At 58.0% G+C, this 23,789-nt stretch carries 18 protein-coding genes; 7 read left to right on the forward strand and 11 right to left on the reverse strand.

Translation table 11 applies throughout. The annotated features are described in order from the left end of the window. Positions 1-298 precede the first annotated feature (298 nt). A complete protein-coding gene (locus ACR0NA_RS19080; protein ID WP_480731710.1) occupies positions 299-2,353 on the forward strand; it encodes an alkyl/aryl-sulfatase in 2,055 nt (684 codons plus the stop codon). 83 nt (positions 2,354-2,436) lie between these two features. Here ACR0NA_RS19080 and comE read toward each other — a convergent pair whose 3' ends face one another. From comE to ACR0NA_RS19105, 5 genes are all read right to left on the reverse strand, one after another. Then, positions 2,437-2,991: a sulfopyruvate decarboxylase subunit beta gene (gene comE / locus ACR0NA_RS19085; RefSeq protein ID WP_480731712.1), complete on the reverse strand. Its 555-nt coding sequence runs from the start codon at positions 2,989-2,991 to the stop codon at positions 2,437-2,439. Further along, positions 2,988-3,494, reverse strand: coding sequence for a sulfopyruvate decarboxylase subunit alpha (locus ACR0NA_RS19090; protein ID WP_480731714.1), 507 nt, complete (start codon positions 3,492-3,494; stop codon positions 2,988-2,990). Before ACR0NA_RS19090 ends, comE begins: the two co-directional genes overlap by 4 nt. A gap of 143 nt (positions 3,495-3,637) precedes the next feature. Further along, entirely contained in the window at positions 3,638-5,320 is a 1,683-nt protein-coding gene (gene dld / locus ACR0NA_RS19095) for a D-lactate dehydrogenase (protein ID WP_480731716.1), read from the reverse strand. A gap of 13 nt (positions 5,321-5,333) precedes the next feature. Continuing rightward, the gene (locus ACR0NA_RS19100) at positions 5,334-7,400 is read right to left on the reverse strand and encodes a TRAP transporter large permease subunit (protein WP_480731718.1); all 2,067 of its coding nucleotides are present in this window, start codon (positions 7,398-7,400) and stop codon (positions 5,334-5,336) included. A gap of 125 nt (positions 7,401-7,525) precedes the next feature. Next, positions 7,526-8,578: a TRAP transporter substrate-binding protein gene (locus ACR0NA_RS19105; protein ID WP_170652678.1), complete on the reverse strand. Its 1,053-nt coding sequence runs from the start codon at positions 8,576-8,578 to the stop codon at positions 7,526-7,528. Between the two features lie 319 nt (positions 8,579-8,897). Here ACR0NA_RS19105 and ACR0NA_RS19110 point away from each other — a divergent pair, with 319 nt between their 5' ends. Further along, complete coding sequence (locus ACR0NA_RS19110; protein WP_480731720.1) at positions 8,898-9,680, forward strand: FadR/GntR family transcriptional regulator; 783 nt, start codon at positions 8,898-8,900, stop codon at positions 9,678-9,680. An 18-nt stretch (positions 9,681-9,698) separates the two neighbouring features. Here ACR0NA_RS19110 and ACR0NA_RS19115 read toward each other — a convergent pair whose 3' ends face one another. Both ACR0NA_RS19115 and ACR0NA_RS19120 read right to left on the reverse strand, forming a co-directional pair. Continuing rightward, positions 9,699-10,820 (reverse strand): aminotransferase, encoded by a 1,122-nt coding sequence (locus tag ACR0NA_RS19115; protein WP_480731722.1) that lies wholly within the window; start codon positions 10,818-10,820, stop codon positions 9,699-9,701. A gap of 293 nt (positions 10,821-11,113) precedes the next feature. Further along, positions 11,114-11,893: a DeoR/GlpR family DNA-binding transcription regulator gene (locus tag ACR0NA_RS19120; protein ID WP_480731724.1), complete on the reverse strand. Its 780-nt coding sequence runs from the start codon at positions 11,891-11,893 to the stop codon at positions 11,114-11,116. Positions 11,894-12,102: 209 nt separating this feature from the next. On the opposite strand from ACR0NA_RS19120, the gene ACR0NA_RS19125 reads away from it, so the two are divergent. From ACR0NA_RS19125 to ACR0NA_RS19145, 5 genes are all read left to right on the forward strand, one after another. Continuing rightward, a complete protein-coding gene (locus tag ACR0NA_RS19125) occupies positions 12,103-13,050 on the forward strand; it encodes an ABC transporter substrate-binding protein (protein WP_480731726.1) in 948 nt (315 codons plus the stop codon). An 80-nt stretch (positions 13,051-13,130) separates the two neighbouring features. Continuing rightward, complete coding sequence (locus ACR0NA_RS19130) at positions 13,131-14,153, forward strand: quaternary amine ABC transporter ATP-binding protein (protein ID WP_480731728.1); 1,023 nt, start codon at positions 13,131-13,133, stop codon at positions 14,151-14,153. Further along, the gene (locus ACR0NA_RS19135) at positions 14,150-16,141 is read left to right on the forward strand and encodes an ABC transporter permease (RefSeq protein WP_480731730.1); all 1,992 of its coding nucleotides are present in this window, start codon (positions 14,150-14,152) and stop codon (positions 16,139-16,141) included. Before ACR0NA_RS19130 ends, ACR0NA_RS19135 begins: the two co-directional genes overlap by 4 nt. A gap of 1 nt (position 16,142) precedes the next feature. Further along, complete coding sequence (locus ACR0NA_RS19140; RefSeq protein WP_480731732.1) at positions 16,143-17,024, forward strand: phosphotransferase; 882 nt, start codon at positions 16,143-16,145, stop codon at positions 17,022-17,024. Between the two features lie 8 nt (positions 17,025-17,032). Continuing rightward, positions 17,033-19,477, forward strand: coding sequence for a GcvT family protein (locus ACR0NA_RS19145; RefSeq protein WP_480731734.1), 2,445 nt, complete (start codon positions 17,033-17,035; stop codon positions 19,475-19,477). 58 nt (positions 19,478-19,535) lie between these two features. On the opposite strand, the gene ACR0NA_RS19150 is transcribed toward ACR0NA_RS19145, so the two are convergent. From ACR0NA_RS19150 to ACR0NA_RS19165, 4 genes are read right to left on the reverse strand one after another with little or no spacing between them, the layout of a single operon-like run. Further along, positions 19,536-20,378 carry a fumarylacetoacetate hydrolase family protein gene (locus tag ACR0NA_RS19150; RefSeq protein ID WP_480731736.1) on the reverse strand — a complete coding sequence of 281 codons (843 nt, stop codon included), beginning with the start codon at positions 20,376-20,378 and terminating at the stop codon, positions 19,536-19,538. 17 nt (positions 20,379-20,395) lie between these two features. After that, the gene (locus ACR0NA_RS19155; protein WP_480731763.1) at positions 20,396-21,139 is read right to left on the reverse strand and encodes an SDR family oxidoreductase; all 744 of its coding nucleotides are present in this window, start codon (positions 21,137-21,139) and stop codon (positions 20,396-20,398) included. 16 nt (positions 21,140-21,155) lie between these two features. Beyond that, on the reverse strand, positions 21,156-22,661 hold the full coding sequence (locus ACR0NA_RS19160; protein ID WP_480731738.1) for an aldehyde dehydrogenase (NADP(+)): 1,506 nt from the start codon (positions 22,659-22,661) through the stop codon (positions 21,156-21,158). An 18-nt stretch (positions 22,662-22,679) separates the two neighbouring features. After that, a complete protein-coding gene (locus ACR0NA_RS19165; protein WP_480731740.1) occupies positions 22,680-23,789 on the reverse strand; it encodes a fumarylacetoacetate hydrolase family protein in 1,110 nt (369 codons plus the stop codon).

Consider the following 23,789-nt stretch of genomic DNA (forward strand, 5'->3'; position numbering starts at 1 on the left):
TGATCTCCGATCTGAACAGACTTGTGACAATAGTCAAAAACATCAGCGTTTTCACGGTCATACATTGGTTGGAGGACAGGTAGCAACATGTTCGAACTTCACCCACGCGTTTGTATGGCTAGGACGGGCGAACTGCCCGCCATGTCGGCGGGCGACAACGCGCCAAGGAGAAAGGCAGGTTTTCCAAACCAAAACCAATACCGTCAATCAACCGGATCTGGCCTCGTGGTCCGGTACATTTGGCATCCTTTACCGCGTTAGCCCAATTGAATTCACCATCAACAGGAGCCGTTTGAAAATGGCACGCCGATATACACTGGTTCTGACCACCGCGTTGCTGACACTCAGCGCGGGCCTCGTGACCGCACAAGAACATTTTGATCCGAAAGGCAAGCCGCCATCCAGCTTTACCGCTGAATTCCAGCAGCAGATGCGCGATGTACTGCCGTTCGAGGATCAGCGCGATTTCGAAGAAAGCCGCAAAGGGCTGATCGCCGTTCCAGACTACACGCAGATCAAAACCGAGGACGGGACTGTCGCCTGGGATATCGGCAGCTATGAGTTCCTGCTGCAGGAGGGCCAGACCTTCGACTCGATCCACCCGTCGCTGCAACGCCAGGCGATCCTCAACATGAACTATGGCCTGTATGAAATTCTCGAGGGCAAAATCTATCAGGTCCGCGGTTTTGACCTGTCCAACATTTCATTCATACGCGGCGATACCGGCTGGATCATTTTTGACCCGCTGGCTTCCAAGGAAACTGCCGCGGCAGCACTAAAGCTGCTGACCGATACCGTCGGTGAACTGCCTGTCAAGGCGGTGATCTATTCGCACTCGCATGCGGACCACTATGGCGGAGTCCGCGGTGTCATCACTGACGAAGACGTGGCCAACGGGGTCGAGGTCATCGCGCCTGCGGGCTTTATGGAACATGCGGTTTCCGAAAACGTCTATGCGGGCAACGTGATGAACCGCCGCCTGTTCTTCCAATATGGCGTGCTGCTGCCGCGCAACCCCTATGGGCACGTGGACCAGTCGATCGGCAAGAACATTTCAGCCGGCACCACCGGCCTGATCGAGCCAACGCGTTATGTCTCGGATGATTACGAAGAGATCACCGTCGACGGTGTGCGCATGATCTTCCAGAACACACCCGGGACCGAGGCACCGGCGGAAATGAACACCTATTTCCCCGACCTCAAGGCGTTCTGGGCGGCGGAAAACATCACCGGTACCATCCACAACATCTATACCCTGCGGGGCGCGCTGGTGCGCGATGCACTGAGCTGGTCGAAACACATCAATGACGCGCTTTATGAGTTCGGACAAGATGCGGAACTGATGTTCGCCTCACACTCTTGGCCGCGCTTTGGCAATGATCGTATTCAGGAAGTGATGCGGGCACAGCGCGACACCTATGCCAACCTGAACAACGGGGTACTGAACCTGGCCAACCAGGGCGTCACCATCAATCAGGTGCACAATGTCTATGAGGTCCCTGAAAGCCTTCAACAGCAATGGGCGGCACGCAGCTATCACGGCTCGGTCGAGCATAACAGCCGCGCGGTGATCAACCGTTACCTCGGCTACTGGGATGCAAACCCGACCACGTTGACGCCTCTGTCCCCCGAAAACAGCGCGCCCCTGTTCGTCGAAATGATGGGCGGTGCCGAACCGATCCTGAACAAGGGGCAGGAACTTATCGACAACGGCAAATATCTAGAGGCCACCGAAATTTTGAACAAGCTGGTCTATGCCGAGCCGCAGAACCAGACGGCAAAAGACCTGCTGGCTGATGCGTTCGAACAGATCGGTTATCAAAAGGAAAGCCCCTCGGTCCGCAACTCGTTCCTCGGTGCGGCTTATGAGCTGCGCAACGGCATCCCGCAGGGGGCGACCATCGAAACAACCGGCCCAGACACGATCAAGGCGATGCAGACCACCATGTGGCTGGATTTCATCGGCATCCGCGTCAACAGCGCCAAGGCGGCAGGGATGGAGTTCACCATCAACCTTGCGATCCCCGACCGGGATGAGAACATCGTGGTCGAGATGAGCAATGCCACCCTAACCCACATCGTCGATCAGGTGGCCGAAAACGCCGATCTGTCCATCAGCCTGAACCGGGCCGATCTGGAGAAGGTCATGACCGGCGAGAGCAAGCTGACAGACCTGCTGGCCGATGGCACCGCACAGTCCGAAGGCAATACAGATGTGGTGGCCCAACTGGCCTCAACCCTGGATCAGTTCGATCTGGGCTTTGAGCTGATGCCCGGCACCGGCGCACAGGACCTGACGCCACCCGCCAATGACTTTGCCCAGCCCGCACTGGCAAACTCCAACGGCGGTTGAGCAGTTTAAAACAAAAAAACAGCCCCGGCCAGATTGCCGGGGCTGGTTGCAAATTATGGCAGTGCTTGCCCGGCTATCCGGGTTCAGGCCTGAACCGCCTTCATGAACCGGTCACGGATCACCACTGGGTCCATGGTAATCACCGGCATTTTGGCGTTGCCGCTTTCGCACTTACTGACGATGATCGTCATCTTGCCACTGTCCAGCGCCTTTTGCAGCGCGGTCCCGGTATCCTCGGCCCGACACTCAATTACGTTTTCGCACCCGCAGGCACTGGCCACGGCCGCCAGAGAGGTCTTTTTTCCCGCGTAGGTCGGCTGATCACCGGTCGAACCGTAAGAGCCGTTATCCACGATCAGCAGGATGTAGTTGTCGGTCACATTGTTGGCGATGGTTGGAAGGGTGCCAAGGTTGGTCAGAACCGAGCCATCCCCGTCGATCACAATTACCGGCTTCGGTTGCGCCAGCGCCAGTCCCAGACCAATGCTTGAAGCCAGCCCCATGGTACCCAGCATGTAGAAATTGGTGGGCTGATCGTCGATCGCGTGCAGTTCCTGACTGGGAATACCGATGTTGCAGACAACCAGTTGATCGCGAAGGATCGGGGCGATGTTTTCTAAAACTTCTGAACGTATCATTGGTCGCCATAACCTCCCCAGAAACTGGCGTCGGTCAGGATGGCGACCGGCTTGTTGCACATGAAGGTGTATTTCAGGATCGCATCCAGCTCTTCGACATCTGCCTGATGATGGAAGTGGTATGTCGGGATGTTGAGCTGCGCCAGCAATGCTTTGGTGTGGACTGCCATCTCGACCTGGCATGCCACCGGTTCGCGCAATTCACCACGATACGAGATCAGCATGGGCAGCGGCATCCTGTAGTACTGTATCAGCGTTGCCAGCGTGTTGATCGTCACACCGATGGCTGTGTTCTGCATGATGATCGCCGGGCGTTTGCCACCCATCCATGCCCCGGCGCACAGACCCATGCCCTCGTCTTCCTTGTTGGAAGGGACATGGAGAATTTCGGGTCTCCTGTCGACTTCATGGATGACACCGGCCAGTTGCTTACACGGAACGGTGGTTACAAACTCTATCTGATTGGCAATCAGATCATCCGCGATCCTGGCATCAATGGACATGTTCAGTTCCACATTCTCATGGCGTCACCATCTTTTCCCGCATGAGACCTGCGAAATCAACGCATTTGATCCGAATCAGCCGCCAATAACAGTTCACCACTGCTCCGGATTCTAATTACCAGCGACAACGAAGGATTGGCCGGTCAATCGTAATGCTTGGCTCGGGACATCTTGCCGATGCCGGGGTTCATGCTGTTGGTCGGATCAATCGACTTGTAAAACGCGGCAAGGTCCGGCTTGGCCGGGTACAGATGACCCACGTTATGCTCGGCCGGGTATTCCGCACCGCGTCGGTCCAAAATCTCAAGCATCGCCGCCTTCAATGTGGCAGGGTCTACACCCTTTTTAACCACATAGTCCTGATGCAGCACGTGGCACATGAAGTGGCCATAGTAGAGCTTGCTCACCAGTTGATCCGTGATCTCCGCAGGCAGTTCCTCGAACCAGTCCACGTCGTTGCGCCGCAATGCGATATCCAGCGCGATGATGTCTTCGACTTCGCTTGCATGCACTTTCATGTAGCGTATCGCCGCCCCGGCGGCGGCAAATCTGTGCAGACCGGCCATCTTGGCCTCGCGCGGATCGCACTCGAAGAAATCCAGTCGGTTTTGGCCAGTCATGTCCTTTAACAGCGCGTGCGCCTCTTCAATCCCCTCGTCCCGCATTTTCAGGATCAGATGGTGAGGAAACCGGATGCGAAACTCGCGCATCCGGCGCGGCAGGATGTCAGGCCAGAACCGCATGGCGAACTGCATGAAGCGGTCGGTAAAGTTGGACAGACCCGGCACGCCCTCAAGCCGCGCATCAACCGCGCCCTTGATCGCAAAGAAAGTCGGCAGCCGGTCGGTGCCCAGCTTGTCGATCATCACCATCGTATCCTTGCCGTAACGGTCCGAGATATCGAACACCTCTTCATGCATGTATTCGGCACTGACGGGCAGCGTCTGAAAATCCGACAGGATGCGGCGGCGCAACTCGGTCAGGGCGGCGGTGTCCTGTGCGCCGACATAAAATGTGCGTTCCCTGCTATTCTTGGGATAGGTGTCCAGCCGCACCGCAAAGACGGCCAGCTTTCCGGCGCAGCCCGACGCCTCGTACAGTCGCGACTTGTCGGCGTTGAACCTTGCCGGAGTATCCGCATCCACATTTCGCACCCTTCGGGCGTAATCCGTATCAGACGCCTTACGATTGTCGGCTTCGATATCATCGGCGGTGAAGTCGCTCTTTTCCAAACGGGTCAGGACGTCTTCGGGCGTGTCACCCAGTTGGATGCCAAGATGATTGACAAGCTCCAACCGGCCGTCTTGTGTGATCCGGGCATAAAGGGACAATTCAGTATAGGACGGCCCGCGTTCAACCAGCGACCCGCCCGAGTTGTTGCATACACCACCCACGACAGACGCGCCGATACAGGACGATCCGATTACCGAATGCGGCTGCCGCCCAATGGGGTCCAGCTGCTTTTCCAGCGCGAACAGCGTCGATCCCGGAAAGCTGATGACCTGCGTACCATCATTGATCAGTTGCAACCGGTCCATGCGCCGGGTGTTGATCAGCACCACATCGCGGTCATAACGCCCCTTCGGCGTCGAGCCTTCGGTAAGGCCGGTATTGGCCGCCTGCATGATGACGATCTTGTCGGCCTCAACACAGGCTTTCAACACTTGCCATTGCTCCAGCAGCGTGCCGGGCTGCACCACTGCCAGCGCCTCACCCTCGCCCGAACGGAAGCCCTTGCGAAAACGGCGGGTGCGCCGGGCGCCGGTCATTACATGCCGCCGCCCGCAGATGGCCTGAAACCGTTTGATCAGTTCGGCATCGGTCATCCGCCGACCCTCCTCAATACGCCACCGAAGGCAGCCATGTTGCTAGTTGCGGCCAGAGGAAGACAAAGAACAGGCCGATCAACTGCAGGATAACAAAAGGAATGATACCTTTGTAGATGTCGGTAAGCTTGATTTCGGGCGGGCAGACGCCCTTCAGATAGAACAGAGCAAACCCAACCGGCGGCGTCAGGAACGATGTCTGCAATGTCACAGCCACAAGGATCACGAACCACACCAGCGCCGGTTCATCGATGACGCCGAAACCTTCGATGTCCAGTCCCAGCCCGTTAACAATCGGGCGCATCAGCGGCAGAACGATTAGCGTGATCTCGATCCAGTCCAGCACAAAGCCCAGAAGGAATACGATGAACAGGATCATGCAGATGGTGCCGGTGGGGCCAAGGCCAGTACCCTGAATCATATCCTCGATCAGCGCGTCGCCGCCCAGCTCACGCAGGACATACGAAAAAACCGTCGCGCCAAGGAATATAGCAAAGATATATGCGGTGGTGTTGAACGTCGCCTTCAACACATTCACCAGCTTGGCCAGCGTCAGCTTGCGATACCCCAGCGCCAGCAGAGTCGCCCCAAGTGCACCTACGCCCGAGGCTTCGGTCGGCGTGGTCAGACCGGCAAAGATCGACCCCAGCACGGCAAGGATCAGACCAAGGGTCGGCAGTACTGCGATCAGCACATCCTTGACCGCAGACCAATCAGGGCGCGTTGCCCCCTCGGGCACCGGGGCCACGTCGCGTTTGATCAGGGCGATCACAAAGATATAGGTCAGGTACAGCATGCCGATGATGACACCGGGAAAGACCGCCGCCATGAACAGGTCACCCACCGACAGGGCCATCTGATCGGCCATGATCACCAGCATGATCGAAGGCGGGATCAAAATGCCCAGCGTGCCCGAGGCTGACACCACACCAGCGGCCAGAGAGGGGTTGTATTTCTGTTCCATCATCGACGGCAGCGACAGCACGCCCAGCAGAACAACCGAGGCACCGATGATCCCGGTCGAAGCGGCCAAAATGATACCGATCATGGTGACGGTAATCGCCAGCCCGCCCCGCACTGTACCAAACAAGCGCTGCATCGAGGACATCAGCCGCTCGGCCACGCCGGATTCGTCCAGCATCAGGCCCATGAAGATGAACATCGGCAAGGCCACAAGGACCGCGTTGGACATGGTGGCATAGACACGGTTCACCACTGCACCCAGCGTCAGATAATCAAGACCGGTCAGCGTTTCCTCAAGCCCGGTCCAGTTCATCATGCCGTTGTCAAACAGGTAGGCCAGACCGCAATAGGCCACCCCCACACCGGCCAGCGTCCACGCAACCGGAAAGCCGGTAAAAAGCAGCGCGATGAAGGTCAGGAACATGGCGATGACCAGCTTTTCCTCGGTCGATTCCACAAGGAAGGTCAGCGCAACCGCGACAACGGTGAAACCCAGCAATGCCCAAACGATCAATCGCAGGCCCTTGCCCTGCCTCTCTTCTTCTAGGTTGACCAGCAGGGCATGAACGTCATGGATCAGACGCGCCGCCGCCGCCAGTGCGAGCAGGACAAAGCTGATCGGGATCACCGCCTTCAGCGCCCAGCGGGCAGGCAGGCCGGTGGGGCTGTCAGAGGACTCGTTCACCCGCCAGCTTTCGTAGAAATAGTCATACCCCTGATCGATCATCAGCCAGATGAAAGGCACCAGCAGGGCAAATATTCCGATGATCTCGATAATCCGGCGCGCCCGCTGGCTGAGCTGCATGTGCAGCAAGTCAACCCGCACATGACTGTCGGTGACCAGCGCATAGGAAATGCCGATCATTGTCACCAGCCCGTAGAAGTGCCATTGGATCTCGTCCAGCTTGGGATAGTTCTGGTTCAGCAGATAGCGCAGCGCCACCTGTGAAACGATGGCGCCGACCAGCAACAGGTTGGCCCACATGACCACATGCCCGATGGCTTTGACCCCGTTGTCGATGGCCACCGCCAGCCCCTGACGGTCGGGTTCACCGTGTTCAAGGATGCTTTCATAGACTTCAATCGGGTCATCCTGAGTGCGCTTAATCTCGGCCATGGTCTCCTCCTCAAGGTGCAGGCAACGGGGACGGAAATGCGCCCGGGGTCGGTTTGGAAAATCAAGAAAATCAGAGGTCGGAGGCGGCGGATCAGGCCGCCTCCGGGGAGGCGCAGGTGATCAGATCACTTGCGGGGGAGGAACGCGTTCTCTTTCCACACGGCATAGCCATCGCGGAATTCGTTCATGTCGGTCAGAACCTTGTTGAAGAATTCGTCGTTGGCGGCTTGTTCGGCAGCAACCTCTTCCCATGTGGTGCGGAAAGTGGCCAGCATGTCGTCATTCCACTGCTTGATCTGAACACCGTTGTTTTCAACGTTATCGATCAGGGCAGCGTGCTGGATTGCCTCGCCTTCGGCAAAGCTGTCGGCCATCGAGGCCTTACAGGCGTTTTCAATGATTGCCTTGTGCTGATCGCTGGCGTCATTCCAGACATCCTTGTTGATCATCAGCTCAAACACGGTGGCCTGCTGGTGCCAGCCGGGGAAGTAGTTGTACTTGACCAGCTTGTGGAAACCCAGACGCGCGTCGATGGCAGGCATCGAGAATTCGGTCGCGTCAATCGCGCCCTTTTCCAGTGCCGGGAAAATCTCACCACCCGGCAGCAACGAGGTCGCAACACCCAGTTTCTGCATGACCTGACCGCCCAGACCGAAGAAACGCATCTTCAGGCCATTCAGGTCTTCGGGGCTGTTGATTTCATTTGCGAACCAGCCCGATGTTTCAGGCGCGATGATGGCGCAGGGGATGACGTGCACGTTGAAACCGGCCTGATCATACATCTCCTGATACAGGCTCAGACCGTTTCCGTAGTAGAGCCATGCCATGTATTCGCCCGCTTCGGGACCAAAGGGAACTGCCGAAAACAACGGTGCGGCAGGGATTTTTCCTGCCCAGTAGCCAGCAGTGGTGTAACCCGAATTGATTTTGCCCGAGGACACGGCATCCAGAATTTCGAACGGCGGAACCAGCTTGCCCGGCTCATACACTTTCATTTTCAGGGTGCCGCCAGACATCAGGTCCAGCTGTTCGGCCACACGTGGAATCGGTGTTCCAAGGCCCGGCAGAGCGGTCGAAAACGCAATCGGCGTTTTCAGCAGCATCTTGTCGGCAGCATACGCGGCGGGTGCAGTCAGCAGCGAGGCTGCGACAGCAAGCGAGGTCAGGGTATTCTTCATGGTATCTCCTCCAGAGTGCAGGTCAGCCGCGTGCGCAGCCGCTGGTCACACCGCATTGGCGGCATGTGTGGTAAATATTATTGACCACTATATTCAGTCAATAATTTTGTTTACCTCTTATAAAATAGCCAAAAATGCCAACTCTATTCTGGCAGTCGAAAAAATCTCATAGTAAAATCAATTCAGGGTTGTTTTTCTTTTATTTCCCTTATTTTATTTGAGATATGGCGATCCGTATTTCTGGGTAATTCTTCTTGCATTAGAGCTCAGCAGTGGTAAATTTTTTAAACAACCATCAATTTTGCGAATTTGGCGCGACATGGACGAAATAAGCGAAAACAGCCCCTTTGAGAGGGTCGGCCACGAATCGGTTGCCGATGCCGTGGTGGATCAGATCGAGACAATGATCGTCGATGGAATCCTGAAAGAAGGGCGCAAATTACCGTCCGAACGGGAGCTCGCCGAAGCGATGGGCGTATCCCGTCCCAAGCTGCGTGAAGCGCTGCAAGTGCTGGAACAGCGTGGGCTGGTCAACGTGCGCCACGGCGAAGGGACCTTTATTGCGCCACTGACCGGGCGAGCAATGTCCCCTGCCCTGCTGTCGCTATACGCCCGTCACGGCGGCGCATTTTATGACTATCTGGAATACCGTCGCGAGCAGGAGGCCTTTGCCAGCCGCCTTGCGGCTGAGCGGGCAACTCAATCCGATAAGGAACGCATTGCCGAAATTGTCGAAGATATGCAAAAGGCATGGGAAGAAGACGACATAGACGCCAGTCAGGAGGCCGATTTTCGCCTTCACGCCGCTGTGGTCGACGCAAGCCAGAACACAACCCTCATCCACATGATGGCCTCAATCTATGACCTGACCCGGCAGGGTGTCTTTTACAATCGAAGGTTCCTGCGCACGATGGACGGGTCCGGCGAAACGCTTTTGCAGCAGCACAAGGACATCGCGCAGGCCATTCTGGATGGCCACCCCGAACGCGCCGAGGCCGCCGCACGCAGCCACATGGATTTTGTCGAATCCTCGTTTCGTGTTGGGCAAGAGCAACAGGCGCGCGAAGTCAGGGCCGCCAAACGGCGTCAGCTTTCGCGGTAGGTGCAACCACTCAACTGGTCACTTCCGGGCCGCCAGATAGTCCGACACGCGGGCAAGCCCTTGCCTCAGAATTTCCGGATTGTTGGCATAGCCGATGCGGACATAGCCCTCCATGCCCAGGACCGAGCCGGGCGTGAACATCACACCGGTTTCTTTCAGCAAAGACACGCAAAACTCACGCGAGGTCATCGGAAGATCGAATTTCAGCAAGGCCGTCGTCCCCGAGCGGGGTTTAACCCAAGACATGCTCGGCTGCTGCTGCACCCACTCCTGCAGGATCGACAGATTGCCCCGCGTGATTGACTGACTGCGGGCCAGCACACGGTCCTGGTTCTCAAGCGCCAGCGCGGCGAAATGATCGTCGATCATCCCGACCGAGATCGTATCGTAGTCTCGGTGAATCGTGACCGCTTCGATCACCTCTGTCGGCGCGGCGATCCAGCCAAGCCGCAAGCCTGCCAGAGAATAGGCCTTTGACATCCCCGCCGTACTGATCCCCTTTTCATAGATATCGGCGATCGAGGCAGTCATGCCCGCCCCCTCTTGATCTGTGCCACGATAGACCTCGTCACACAGAATCCATGCATCGGCCTGACGGGCAATGGCGGCGATCTCCTCCAGCATGCCGCGATCCATCAGGGCACCGGTTGGATTGTTCGGGTTGTTGATTGCGATCAAACGGGTTTCCGGCGTGACCATTTCGCGCAATTCATCCAGATCGGGCAGGAATCCGTTTTCCTCCCGCAATTTCAACTGGTGAACATCAGCGCCAATACTGGCCGGGATCGAATAGTGCTGCTGATAGGTAGGCACTACCGCCACCACACGATCCCCGGTACTGACCAATGTTTTGTGAATCAGCATGTTGGCGCCGATAGTGCCATGAGTGACGATGGTATTTTCGACCTCCTGCCGCTCGTAAAGTGCGGCTATCGCGCGGCGCAAACGGTCAGAACCTTCGATGGCGCCATAGGTCATCTTCATCGCTAGCAGCTGGGACAGGTCGGTTTCGTTCTTGCCCGTCAGCTTCAGCAACTCTTCGATGGTCAGACTTTCAACACATGTCTCTGCCAGATTCCAATCGCAGCGGGTTTCCCATTCGTTCATCCAGATTTCGACGCCAAAGGGTTCGATATGCACGGGTCCGGGTCCTTTCGTCAGGCGCCTACTGCGCGATAGATGGCTTTTTCGACAGCGATATCGTCAAGCACCAGCACCTTTTTGCTTTGTGAGACAAAGGGGAAAGGCCCTTATTCCCTGCCGACTCCTGCCCGAAAGACCCTCGAAAGATGCCGTTCAGTTATATTTCAACAGAGCTTGCCTTCTGAACTCGGTGGATATCGCCTTTATGCGAGCCGAAATATCCCGGCCAAATGTAATTCGCAAATCCAATCTGGCGCGGAAGAAGGGAAAAGATCGCCTTTTCGTTGCAACTAGTCCACGACAATCAGATCTATATCCATCGCCTTCAGCATGTCAGTGATCGCCTGCGGGGGTTTCTCGTCTGTACAAAAGACATCGAACTGAACATCCCGGCCGATCGACACCGGCGCGCGTTTATTGAACTTGTCACGGTCCGCAACCACGATCCGAACCTGCGCGTTGGCAGCCGCTATGCGCGCCAGATTTGCCTCTTCGAGGTCATGCAGCATGAACCCCAATTCTGCATTTACTGCACCGACCGAAAAGACAGCAAATTGCACGTTCAACCGGCCTACCAGATCCAGTGCCTCGGCACCGAAGGCGCCGCCGTCATGCGCACGCAGCTCGCCGCCTGCCAGAAACACACGGTTGCCGTTGCGTGTCGCCAGTGTGTTGGCCACAAACGCCGAATTGGTGACGACAAACAGATTACTGCGCTTTTTCAGCTCCATAGCCACAAAGGCGGTTGTCGACCCGATATCCAGAAAGACTGAATCGCCATCGCTGATCATTTCCACAACGGCGGCGGCGATATTTGCCTTTTCCTCGGCATGGGTTCCCATGCGGCTTTGAAAGGTTGGCTCAATGGCACTTTCGATCAGGTGCACACCACCGTGAACCTTGCGCACGACATTGGCATCCTCAAGCGTGCGGATGTTGCGCCTTATGGTTTCGTTGGAAACGTCCAGCCTTTGGGCCAGAAAACTCACCCGGCACGATCCGCCCGCTCTTTGCAGCTCGCGGAGGATTTCTTCTTCGCGCTGATTTGTGGTTTTTCGTGCTTTTGCCATGAGGCCTCCCACAATTGGGGGTAGCCCAATAAGCCACAAAAAGCAACATTAAGACCGAAAATATGTTATTTCTTGCTGCTTTATGTTGGCAGTATCGCGATTTAATGTGGCTTTATGTGGTTTTAATTGACGAAACCGTTCGTTTAGTACAACATACCTCAAAATGACGAGAGAACTCGCACAAAATACCACATAACAGGGAGCTAAACATGACCCGGAATATCAAGACCTTAGGCGCATTCGCCCTGGCCGCGGCGGTAACTGCCTCGGCTTCGTGGGCCGCCGAATCCTCTGATCCTATCAAGCTGACACTGCATGACTGGTCCGGCCAGCTGATCAATACCAAGATCATGGGCAGCATCCTGCAAGAGGCTGGGTACAACGTCGAATACGTGCAGGCAGACTACATCGCGCAGTTCGCTGGCCTGAAAACCGGCGACCTGCATCTGGCGATGGAAATCTGGGAAACCACCGGGCGCGAGGCGCTGGATGAGGCGACCGCCTCAGGCAACGTGGTCAATGTTGGCGAAACCGGCCTGATGGCGATCGAGGAATGGTGGTACCCGTCCTATATGAAAGAGCGCTGCCCCGGTCTGCCGAACTGGGAAGCCCTGAAAGACTGCGCCGAGGAATTTGCCACAGCCGAAACCGACCCTCTGGGCCGGTATGTCGGCGGGCCGGTAACCTGGGGCGGCTTTGACGAGGAACGCGTCGAGGCGCTGGAACTGGAATTCGAGGTTGTCCATGCGGGCACCGATGCGGCGCTCTTTGCAGAACTGGAATCCGCCTATCAGCGGCAGGACCCGATCATGCTGTGGGTCTATGTCCCGCACTGGGCACCTGCAAAATACGACGGTGAATTCGTGGAGTTTCCACCCTATTCCGCCGAGTGCTATGCCGACCCGTCGGTCGGTGTGAACCCGGATCTGGCTTATGACTGCGGCAAGCCGCGCGGCCCGATCTGGAAAGCGGCCTGGTCCGGGTTGCAAGAAAAATGGCCCGGCGCTTATGACATCATCGAGGCCTATAACATCAGCAACGATGAAATGAGCGCTATGGTCGGCAAGGCCGATCTAGAAGGCGTCGAAATCGACACTGTTGTCGCGGATTGGATGGAAACCAACAAGGACCGCTGGTCCGGCTGGATCTCCAAGTAATCCGCAATAGGCCGGGGCGGGCTTCCTCTCTCCCCTCTCTCGTTCCGGCCATTTTTCTTTCCTCCTGACCGGATGCGAAGATGACTGCCAAGACAAAACTGTCCTGCCGTAATGTGTGGAAACTCTACGGCCCGAACGCCGAGTCCCTTCTAAAACAAACCCCGAACCCTTCGGGTCAGGACATTCGCGATGCTGGTGTCATCGGCGCGGTGCGCAATGCCAATATCGACATTGCCGAAGGTGAGATATTTGTCATCATGGGGTTGTCGGGTTCAGGCAAATCCACCTTGGTGCGATGCTTGTCGCGACTGATCGAGCCCACAGGCGGCGAGGTGCTGTTTGATGGCGTTGACCTGCTGCGCGCAAGCGACTCCGAACTTATCGAAATCCGCCGACACAAGATGGGAATGGTGTTCCAGCACTTTGCCCTCCTGCCGCACCTTACCGTCCTGCAAAATGTCATGTTCCCCCTGACCATTCAGGCGATCCCCAATGCCGAAGCCGACGCCAAGGCGCGTGAGGTTGTCGAGTTGGTGGGCCTCAAGGGTCGCGAAGACTATTATCCCCGCGAACTGTCCGGCGGGCAGCAACAGCGCGTGGGTATTGCCCGGTCGTTGGTGACCGAACCGGACCTGTGGTTTCTGGATGAGCCGTTTTCGGCGCTTGATCCTCTGATCCGGCGCGAGATGCAGGATGAATTTCTGCGCCTGCAGGAACGGCTGCACAAAACCATCGTATTCATCACTCACGACTTTGACGAAGCCGTGCGACTGGCGGACCGGATAGCCATCATGAAGGACGGCGAGGTGATCCAGATCGCAACGCCCGAAGAACTGGTGATGAATCCTGCCACGGATTACGTGGCCGAATTCACGCGCCACATCCCGCGCTCAAAGGTACTGACCGTCGGCGGCATGATGACCGCAGGTGCAGCAGGTGAAGGCGACCCCATTCCGCAGAACACGCGCGTGTCCGACGTGGCCGAGCGGATCATCGCAGCGGACGCGCCCCTGCCGGTTTCGGATGAGGCCGGACAGATCATCGGCTCTATCGATCGCAAGGCCGTCGCGCATGTACTGTTCGGCAGCGGGGACGCCGCATGATCCGCCTGACCCGAAATCAAATGGTCATTCTGGCCCTGGTGGTCTTTACCATCGTGCTAGGCTATTTCGGGCGCGATCTGGCCAAAGCGCTGGACGCGCGGTGGCTGACCAAATTCCCATCGGCTTGGGTCATTCCTTTCAAAAGCTACATCTCTTCCGCCATGACATGGCTTATCGAAGATGCCGCCATCGGGCCCGTGTCCTTTACCGACATCACCCGCTCAATCGCGTGGCTGATCGAACAGCCCTACAATCTGACGCTTGCACTTCTGGCCGACGGGTTTGTCAGGGGTCAGGGCAGCGATGCGCAAGTCATCCTGCCGGCAATCAGCTGGATCGTGGTGACAACCGCCGTGATCGCTCTGGGCCAGTATTGCCGTGACTGGGGTTTGGCCGCGCTTGTCGGGGCGTGTTTCCTATATCTGGCCATATTTGGCCAATGGGACAGCGCCATGGTCACGCTGGCCTCGGTCTTGATCGCAGTACCGATTGGCGCGGGCGGAGGGTTGCTGCTGGGTATTCTGGCTTACCGGCATCCGGTTTTCGAAAGAGTGATCTCACCCATTCTTGACCTGATGCAAACGATCCCGATCTTTGCCTATCTGGTACCGATCCTGTTCATGTTCGGTTTCGGCCCGATCTCGGCGCTGGTTGCCACGATCATCTACGCCACACCGCCAATGGTACGCATCACGACACTGGCGCTGAAAGCCGTCGATCCCGAAATTCTGGATTTCGGACGTATGGCGGGAACAACGCCCAGACAGCTTATGTGGCGAGTTCTAGTGCCGTCAGCCAGCCACAGCCTGATGGTAGGCGTCAATCAGGTGATCATGCTGACGCTGAACATGGTCATCATCGCTTCGATGATCGGCGCTGGAGGGTTGGGTTTCGACGTGCTGGCCGCCCTTCGCCGTCTGGATATCGGTGCGGGTTTCGAGGCCGGCATCGCCATCGTGGTTCTTGCCATCGCCGTGGACCGGCTGAGTCAGGCCTTTGCCGAGCGTATGGGGCAGGTCCATCACGAGATTCCCGGCTCGTGGGTCGCCCGTCATCGGCGCACAGTTCTGGTGCTGATACTGCTGGTACTGACATGGGTGCTGGGACAGTTTTCACCCCTGCTGTTGGAATATCCCGAAAGCCAGACCATCACCACCGGCGCCTTCTGGGACAACACGGTCGAATACCTGAACGTCAACTATTTCGACGTGTTCGAGGCGATCAAGGTCTTCTTCCTCAACTGGTTCATGGTGCCCATCAAGAAGGTACTACTTGGTATCCCATGGCCATGGGCCATCGCCATGCTGACCCTGCTGGGCTGGTACGCGGGCGGATGGCGGCTGGCGCTGCTGTGCAGCGGCATGGCCTCGCTGATCCTTGTATCGGGTCTGTGGTCCAAGGCGATGGTCACGGTCTATCTATGTGGCGCATCGGTGATCCTCGCGACGCTGATCGGGGTTCCTCTGGGTGTACTGGCGGCGCTGAACAAACGCGCCGGGACCATCATCAACTTGCTGATCGACACCCTACAAACCCTGCCCAGCTTTGTTTATCTGATCCCTGTGGTGATGCTGTTCCGGGTCGGCGATTTCACCGCGCTGATTGCCATCGTGCTATATGCGCTGGCCCCGGCAGTACGTTATGCCGCCCACGGTGTGCGTTCGGTCAGCGAGGAGCTGATTGAGGCGGGATTGGTCTCGGGCTGTACCCGCACACAACTGCTGCGTCATATCCGGCTGCCGATGGCCTTGCCCGAAATTCTGCTGGGCATCAATCAGACCATCATGCTGGCGCTGTCGATGTTGGTCATCACCGCGCTCGTCGGCACCCGCGATCTGGGTCAGGAGGTCTATATCGCCCTGACCAAGGCCGACACGGGCCGCGGTCTTGTTGCCGGTCTTGCCATCGCCTTTATCGCCATCATCGCCGACCGGCTGGTTAATGCCGGGGCGCGTCAGGCCCGCATCCGTTTTGGACTGGAGAGTTGAGATGAGCCAATCCGATCTGATGACCCGCATCCGCGACTTGCCGATTTGGCAGGGCGAGATCGAGGCCCAGCCCCTGACCGGCGGCATCACCAACGTGAACTACAAGGTGACCGATGCACGTGGCACGTATGTAGTGCGCGTGGGCGACGATATCCCTCTGCATCAGGTCATGCGTTTCAACGAGTTGGCGGCCAACAAAGCCGCCCATGCCGCCGGACTATCACCCGCGGTTGTACATGCCTCGGGCGACCTGACGATCCTGGAGTTCATCGAGAGCCGCACGCTGAGCGAAGAGGACGTACGCGACCCGCAAATGCTGCCGCGTGTGCTGGATCTGGTCAAACGATGCCACCAAGAGGTGCCCAACCATCTGCGCGGCCCATCGCTTGTGTTCTGGGTCTTCCACGTCATTCGCGACTATGCCGCCACACTTACGGAACGTGGCAGCGGCCACTCGGCCTTGATCCCTGAACTGGTGCAAACAGGAAACATGTTGGAGGCCGAGGCCGGACCATATGACATGGTGTTTGGTCATAACGATCTGCTGTGCGGCAACTTGCTGGACGATGGTGACCGGTTGTGGCTGATCGATTTCGACTATGCCGGGTTCAACTCGCCGCTGTTCGATCTGGGCGGGCTGGCGTCGAACAATGGCCTCTCGCCGGATCAGGAAAACTGGATGCTGGAAACCTATTTCAGGGCGCCAGTCACGGATGATCTGCACCATCGCTATAGCGCAATGAAATGCGCCTCACTGCTGCGCGAAACCATGTGGAGTATGGTTTCCGAGCTCACTTCGGACATCGATTTCGACTACGCGGCCTATACGGCCGAGAACCTCGCGCGATTCCGCGCGGCCCTGACTGAATTCAAAAACACCTGAGGACAGACATGACGGAACTTCCCTCCTCTGCAAAGGCGGTCATCATCGGTGGCGGCATCATCGGCTGTTCGACGGCCTATCATCTGGCCAAAATGGGCTGGACCGACACGGTTCTGCTGGAACGCAAAAAACTGACCTCGGGCACCACGTTTCACGCGGCGGGGCTGGTCGGGCAATTGCGGTCGAACGCCAACATCACCCAGTTGCTGGGCTACTCGGTAGACCTGTACAAGAAGCTGGAAGAAGAGACCGGCCTTGGCACAGGCTGGAAAATGAATGGCGGGTTGCGGCTGGCCTGTAACGAGGAACGCTGGACCGAGGTCAAACGACAGGCCACAACGGCGCATTCCTTTGGCCTGGACATGCAACTTCTGACACCGAAAGAAGCGCAGGACCTGTGGCCTCTGATGGATATCGGTGATGTGATTGGCGCAGCCTTCCTGCCGACAGACGGTCAGGCCAACCCTTCCGACATCACACAGGCGCTGGCCAAAGGCGCGCGCATGGCGGGTGCGAAGATTTTCGAAGATACCAAGGTCACCGATCTTGAGATCGAAAACGGCAAAATCCGCGCCGTTATCACCGAACATGGACGTATCGAATGTGAAAAGGTGATTGTCTGCGCCGGGCAATGGACCCGCGATTTCGCCGCCAAGTTCGGGGTGAACGTTCCGCTGGTGCCGATGGAGCATCAATACATGGTCACCGAGCCCTTTGGTGTTCCGGGCGACCTGCCGACGCTGCGCGACCCCGACCGGCTGACCTATTACAAGGAAGAGGTCGGCGGGCTGGTCATGGGCGGGTACGAACCCAACCCGATCCCCTGGGCTGTAAATGGTATACCCAAAGGCTTCCACTACACGCTGCTCGATAGCAATTTCGACCACTTCGAGCAGATCATGGAACTGTCGCTGGGCCGCGTTCCCGCACTGGAAACCGCCGGGATCAAAACGCTTACCAATGGCCCCGAGAGCTTTACCCCTGACGGCAATTTCATCGTGGGCGAAGCGCCCGAGCTGAAGAACTTTTTCGTCGGCGCGGGTTTCAACGCATTCGGCATCGCGTCGGGCGGCGGCGCAGGCATGGTATTGGCGGAATGGGCAGCCAAAGGCGAGCCGCCCTTTGACCTCTGGTCTGCCGACATCCGCCGCTTTGGCCGCCCGCATTTCGACACTGACTGGGTCCGCACCCGCACGGTCGAAGCCTATGGCAAACACTACACCATGGCCTGGCCGCACGAAGAACATGACTCAGGCCGTCCCTGCCGGAAATCGCCGCTGTACGACACGCTCAAAGATCAGGGCGCATGCTTTGGTGAAAAGCTGGGCTGGGAACGCCCGAACTGGTACGCGGACGCATCGCTGGGCGAGACCGCAAAGGACGAATACAGCTTTGGCCGCCAGAACTGGTTTGCAGCCGTTGGGCGCGAACACAAAGCGGCGCGCGAGGCAGCGGTGCTGTTCGATCAGACATCTTTCGCCAAGTTTGCCCTGAAAGGCCCGGACGCACTCGCCGCGATGAACTGGATTTGCGCCAATGACGTGGACAAAACCGTGGGGGCGCTGGTCTATACCCAGATGCTGAACGACAAAGGGGGCATCGAATGTGACCTGACTGTCGGCCGCGTTGCGCATGACGAGTTCTACATCGTCACCGGCACCGGCTATGCCACCCATGATTTCGACTGGATCAGCCGCAACATTCCCGAAGGAATGAACTGCCAGCTGTTTGATATCACATCCTCCAATGCCGTTCTGTCGCTGATGGGGCCGAAAGCGCGCGATATCCTGTCCGAAGTCACCCGCGACGACGTTTCGAACGAAGGGTTCAAATTCGGCACTATCCGCACCATCGGAATCGCCGGTTGCCCGGTCAAGGCGCTGCGTGTGACTTATGTGGGCGAGTTAGGATGGGAACTGCATCTGCCGGTGGAATACGCCCAGACCGTCTATGCCGCTTTGATGCAGGCAGGCAAGGCGCATGGGATGGTCAATGCCGGATACCGTGCCATTGAATCTCTACGCCTGGAAAAGGGCTATCGCGCGTGGGGGTCGGATATCGGTGCTGATCACACCCCGTTCGAAAGCGGTCTGGGCTGGGCCGTGAAACTGCGCAAGGATATCGACTTTAAAGGCCGGGCCGCTGCCGAACAGCAAAAGGCAGAAGGCGTCAAAAAGATGCTGGCTTGTTTCACGGTCGACCCGGATGTGGTTCTGCTGGGTCGCGAGACCATCTATCGCAACGGTGAACGCGTTGGTTGGCTGACCTCGGGCGGTTATGGCTATACCGTTGGTCAGTCCATTGGCTACGGCTATGTTCGCAATCCGGACGGTGTGACGGCGGACTACGTTCTGTCCGGCGAATACGAGCTTGAGGTCGCAACGGAACGCGTATCCGCAAAGGTCCATCTGGAGCCACTATACGACCCTAAAATGCAGCGAGTAAAAGCCTGACACCCTTGAAAGGCTGGCAACCGGGCGCGACTATTCGTCGGCCCGGTTGCAATCACATTCAGCCGGCCACGACCTGCTGCTTTTGAACCCCCAGTCCTTCGATGCCCAATTCCATCACATCGCCCGGTTTAAGGTAGGTCGGCGGGTTCTGCCCCATACCCACGCCGGGTGGCGTCCCGGTCGAGATCACGTCGCCCGGCTGCAAAGACATGAACTGCGACAGATGGGAAATCACCGTCGCCACGTCAAAATACATCGTTTGGGTCGAGCCGTCCTGATAGCGGTGCCCGTTCACTTCAAGATACATGGAAAGGTTCTGAGGGTCGGCGATTTCATCGCGCGTCACCAGCCATGGCCCGATCGGGCCGAAGGTATCCGCAGATTTGCCTTTCACCCATTGACCCGAGCGATGCAACTGAAAGTCACGCTCGGACAGGTCATTGATCACGCAATACCCTGCCACATGGTCCAGCGCTTCGGCCTCGGACACGTATTTAGCCTGTTTCCCGATCACGACACCCAGTTCAACCTCCCAATCGGTTTTGCCCGATCCACGGGGGATTTCCACGGTGTCATCCGGTCCGATGATTGCTGAAGTTGCCTTGAAAAAGATCACCGGTTCTTCCGGCAGTGCCATCCCGGATTCCGCAGCGTGGTCTGCATAGTTCAGGCCAATACAGATGAACTTGCCAACATGCCCTACACACGGGCCAAGGCGGGGGGAACCTTCGACCATGGGCAGGTTCGCTGGATCAAGTGCCCGCAGCCGTTCCAACGCGGCGTCGCTTAGAGCGTCGCCGGACAGATCCTCGATATGCCCGGACAGATCACGAAGGCTCCCATCCTCCGTAAGCAGGCCGGGCCTTTCCTGCCCCGTAGGGCCATAGCGTAACAGTTTCATAACTTCTTTCCCTTGCTTCAGATGGTCCAGCCACCGTCGATGGCCATGGCCTGGCCGGTCGTGTACCGGCTTTCGTTACTGGCCAGATAGAGCGCCAGATCGGCAATTTCCCCGGCCGTTCCAATGCGCCCCATGGGCTGGCGGGCAACGAAATCCCGCATCGCCTTGTCGTAGTCGCCGGTTGCGCGCAGCCTGTCATGCAGGCTGGGGCTGTCCACTGTGCCGGGACAGATCGCATTGCACCGGATGCCCTGTTCGACGAAATCCGCCGCTATCGACTTGGTCAGGCCGATGACCGCCGCCTTTGAGGCACAATAGGCGAACCGGTTCGGCACACCCTTTATCGAGGAAGCAACCGAAGACATATTGATGATGGAGCCCCCGCCCCGCTCCAACATCCCCGGAAGCGTTAGTTTGCACAGGCGATACATTGCCTTGACGTTCAGATCGAAACTGAAATCCCAATCGCTTTCGTCACACTCCAGAATGCTGCCACCAGCCACATATCCGGCACAGTTGAACAACACATCCAGCGGTCCAATTTCCGCCATTGCACGCGAAACCGCATCAGCATCGGTCACGTCAAGCTGCCGCGCCGTTATTCCGTTCAGCGTATCCAGTTCCTCAAGCGCGGTCGCGTTGATATCGCTGGCGATCACTTCGGCGCCCTGTGCGGCAAACAATTCAGCGGTCGCGCGCCCGATGCCCTGACCCGCCGCAGTGATCAGACACCGCTTTCCGGCCAAACGTCCATTGTCGATTGTCACCTCGATCTCCTTAACTCTCGTATTCCGAAAGAATGTCTGTTGGCATGTCCTGATAGCAGACAGGGCGCAGGAACCGCCGGATGGACAGTGTCCCGACTGAGGTTGCGCCGAAATTGGTGGATGCCGGATAAGGGCCGCCGTGCACCATCGCGTCGCAAACCTCGACCCCGGTAGGGAAACCATTGGCGATCAGGCGACCTGCCTTGCGCTCCAGCACCGGTAACAGTTGCGCGGCGCGGTCGCGATCCGCAACCTCCATGTGCAGGGTACAGGTGAGTTGCCCGTCAAGGGTGCGCGCCACCTGCATCATCTGGTCGAATTCGGTAACAGTGACCAAAAGACCAAGGGGGCCAAAAACCTCATGATGCAGGTCGGGATTGGTTAGCCAGTCCCGACCCGAGACAGAATACAATGCTGGGGCCACCGCCCGCTCGGAACAGGATGGGTTCAGAAGAGGTGTTACATTCGCCTGCTGTGCCATCTGGTCCGCACCCGTTTGATATGCCGCAGCAATGCCTTGCGTCAGCATGGTCTGCGGCCCGGTCTGCTGCAACGCGTGACGCGCAGCATCGGCAAAACGCTCGGCATCCGGCCCGGCCATGGCAACAGCGACACCCGGATTGGTGCAGAACTGCCCCACACCCATGGTCAGGGACCCTGCCCAGCCTTCACCCAAGGCCTCAGCCTTTGCTGACAAGGCTTCGGGCAGCAGGAACATGGGATTGATCGACCCCAGCTCGCCAAAGAACGGGATCGGTTCGGGCCGTTGCGCACACAGGTCAAACAGGGCGCGTCCGCCGCGCAACGATCCGGTAAAGCCCACGGCGCGGATCAGGGGGTGCTGGACCAACCGTTCCCCGACTTCGCGCGCACCGCCCTGCACCAGCGAAAAGATACCGGGATGCAGGTCAAGCGCAGTCAGGGCTGCATGGATCGCCTGAGCGACGACTTCGCCGGTTCCGGGATGGGCCTCGTGCCCTTTGACGACCACCGGACAACCCGCGGCAAGGGCGGCCGCCGTGTCGCCACCCGCAACCGAGAAGGCCAGCGGGAAATTCGACGCGCCGAACACCGCCACGGGACCGATGGGGCGCTGCACCAGCCGCAGATCGGACCGTGGCAGGGGTGCGCGGTCAGGCAAGGCCGCGTCGTGGCGCACATCAAGATAGTCGCACCGCTCGATATGATCGGCAAACAGGCGTAGCTGGCCGGTGGTGCGTCCACGTTCGCCGACAAGGCGCGCCTCGGGCAATCCGGTTTCCTGACACCCGATTTCGGTGATCGCATCATCACGCGCGTCAATCTCATCCGCGATGCGCCGCAGCAGGGCCGCACGACTGGCGCGCGAGGACCAGCCGAAGCTGGCAAAAGCCGCCTCAGCCCCTTCGACTGCGCGGTCGACAAGCTCTGCATTACCCATGTAGAATTTGTGTGATGGACCCTTGGCCGGGTCAGAATCGAAACTGTCGTTGCCGCCAACCCAATGGCCGGCAATCAGATGGTGTCCTGTCAGCATGTTTTGCCTATCCTGCATTCATAAAAGGCCGCGCGCGGCCAGATTTCGCATCAGCGCGGTCGCGCCAAAACTCCACTCGGGGCATTCGGTAGACAACCGGACGGTATTGACCAGTTGCCCAAGTTCGGGACAGGCCACCTTCACCACATCGCCCAGCTTGTGTGTGAACCCCTGCCCCGGCGTGTCGCGATCCTGTGTCGGCGCAAACAGCGTGCCAAGAAACAGCATCAGACCATCCGGATACTGATGATGGCGCCCGATAGTCTGCGCAACCAGATCCGCAGGGTCGCGGCTGATCTGCGCCATCGATGAGCTTCCATTCAGCACATATCCGTCCTCGCCAATGACCGTCAGGGTCAGTTCGGCTTGCCGTACATGGTCCAGCGTGAAGCTGTCATCGAAAAGCCGGATCATCGGTCCAATCGCGCAGGACGCGTTGTTGTCCTTGGCCTTGCCCAGCAAAAGCGCCGAGCGACCCTCCACATCGCGCAGGTTGACGTCGTTGCCCAACGCCGCACCCTGAATTCGCCCGCCCGAGTTCACAGCCAACACAACCTCGGGTTCGGGGTTGTTCCAGGTCGAGATCGGATGCAGGCCCACATCAGACCCGAACCCGACCGAGGACAACACCTGCGCCTTGGTGAACACCTCGGCATCAGGTCCGATGCCGACCTCCAGATACTGGCTCCATAGTCCTTCGTCGATCAGTGCCTGTTTCACCTCGGCGGCCTTGTCGGATCCGGGAACGATATTCGACAGGCTTTCACCAATACGTGTGCCGATCCTCTCGCGAATACTGTGGGCACGATCCGGGTCGCCCGCCGCCTGTTCTTCAATCACGCGCTCGACCATTGATCCGGCAAAGGTCACGCCGCAGGCCTTGATAGCCTGAAAGTCACAGGGGGCCAGCCAGCGATGATGGCCGTTCAGCGGCCATTGATATTTACCGGGGGCGCTGCGTACATATTCGACGGCGTCGTCGCGTTCGAGAATATCACGGACAGTTGGTGCCGCCCGATCGGTGATATTCACCAGATGGTTTTTGCGCAGGGTTACGACACAAGGTCCGATGCCCGGGACGTCAATGCGGCCCAACCACAGGCCAGCGGGGTCCAGATCAGGGGTCAT

The organism is Ruegeria sp. C11, assembly GCF_056537725.1.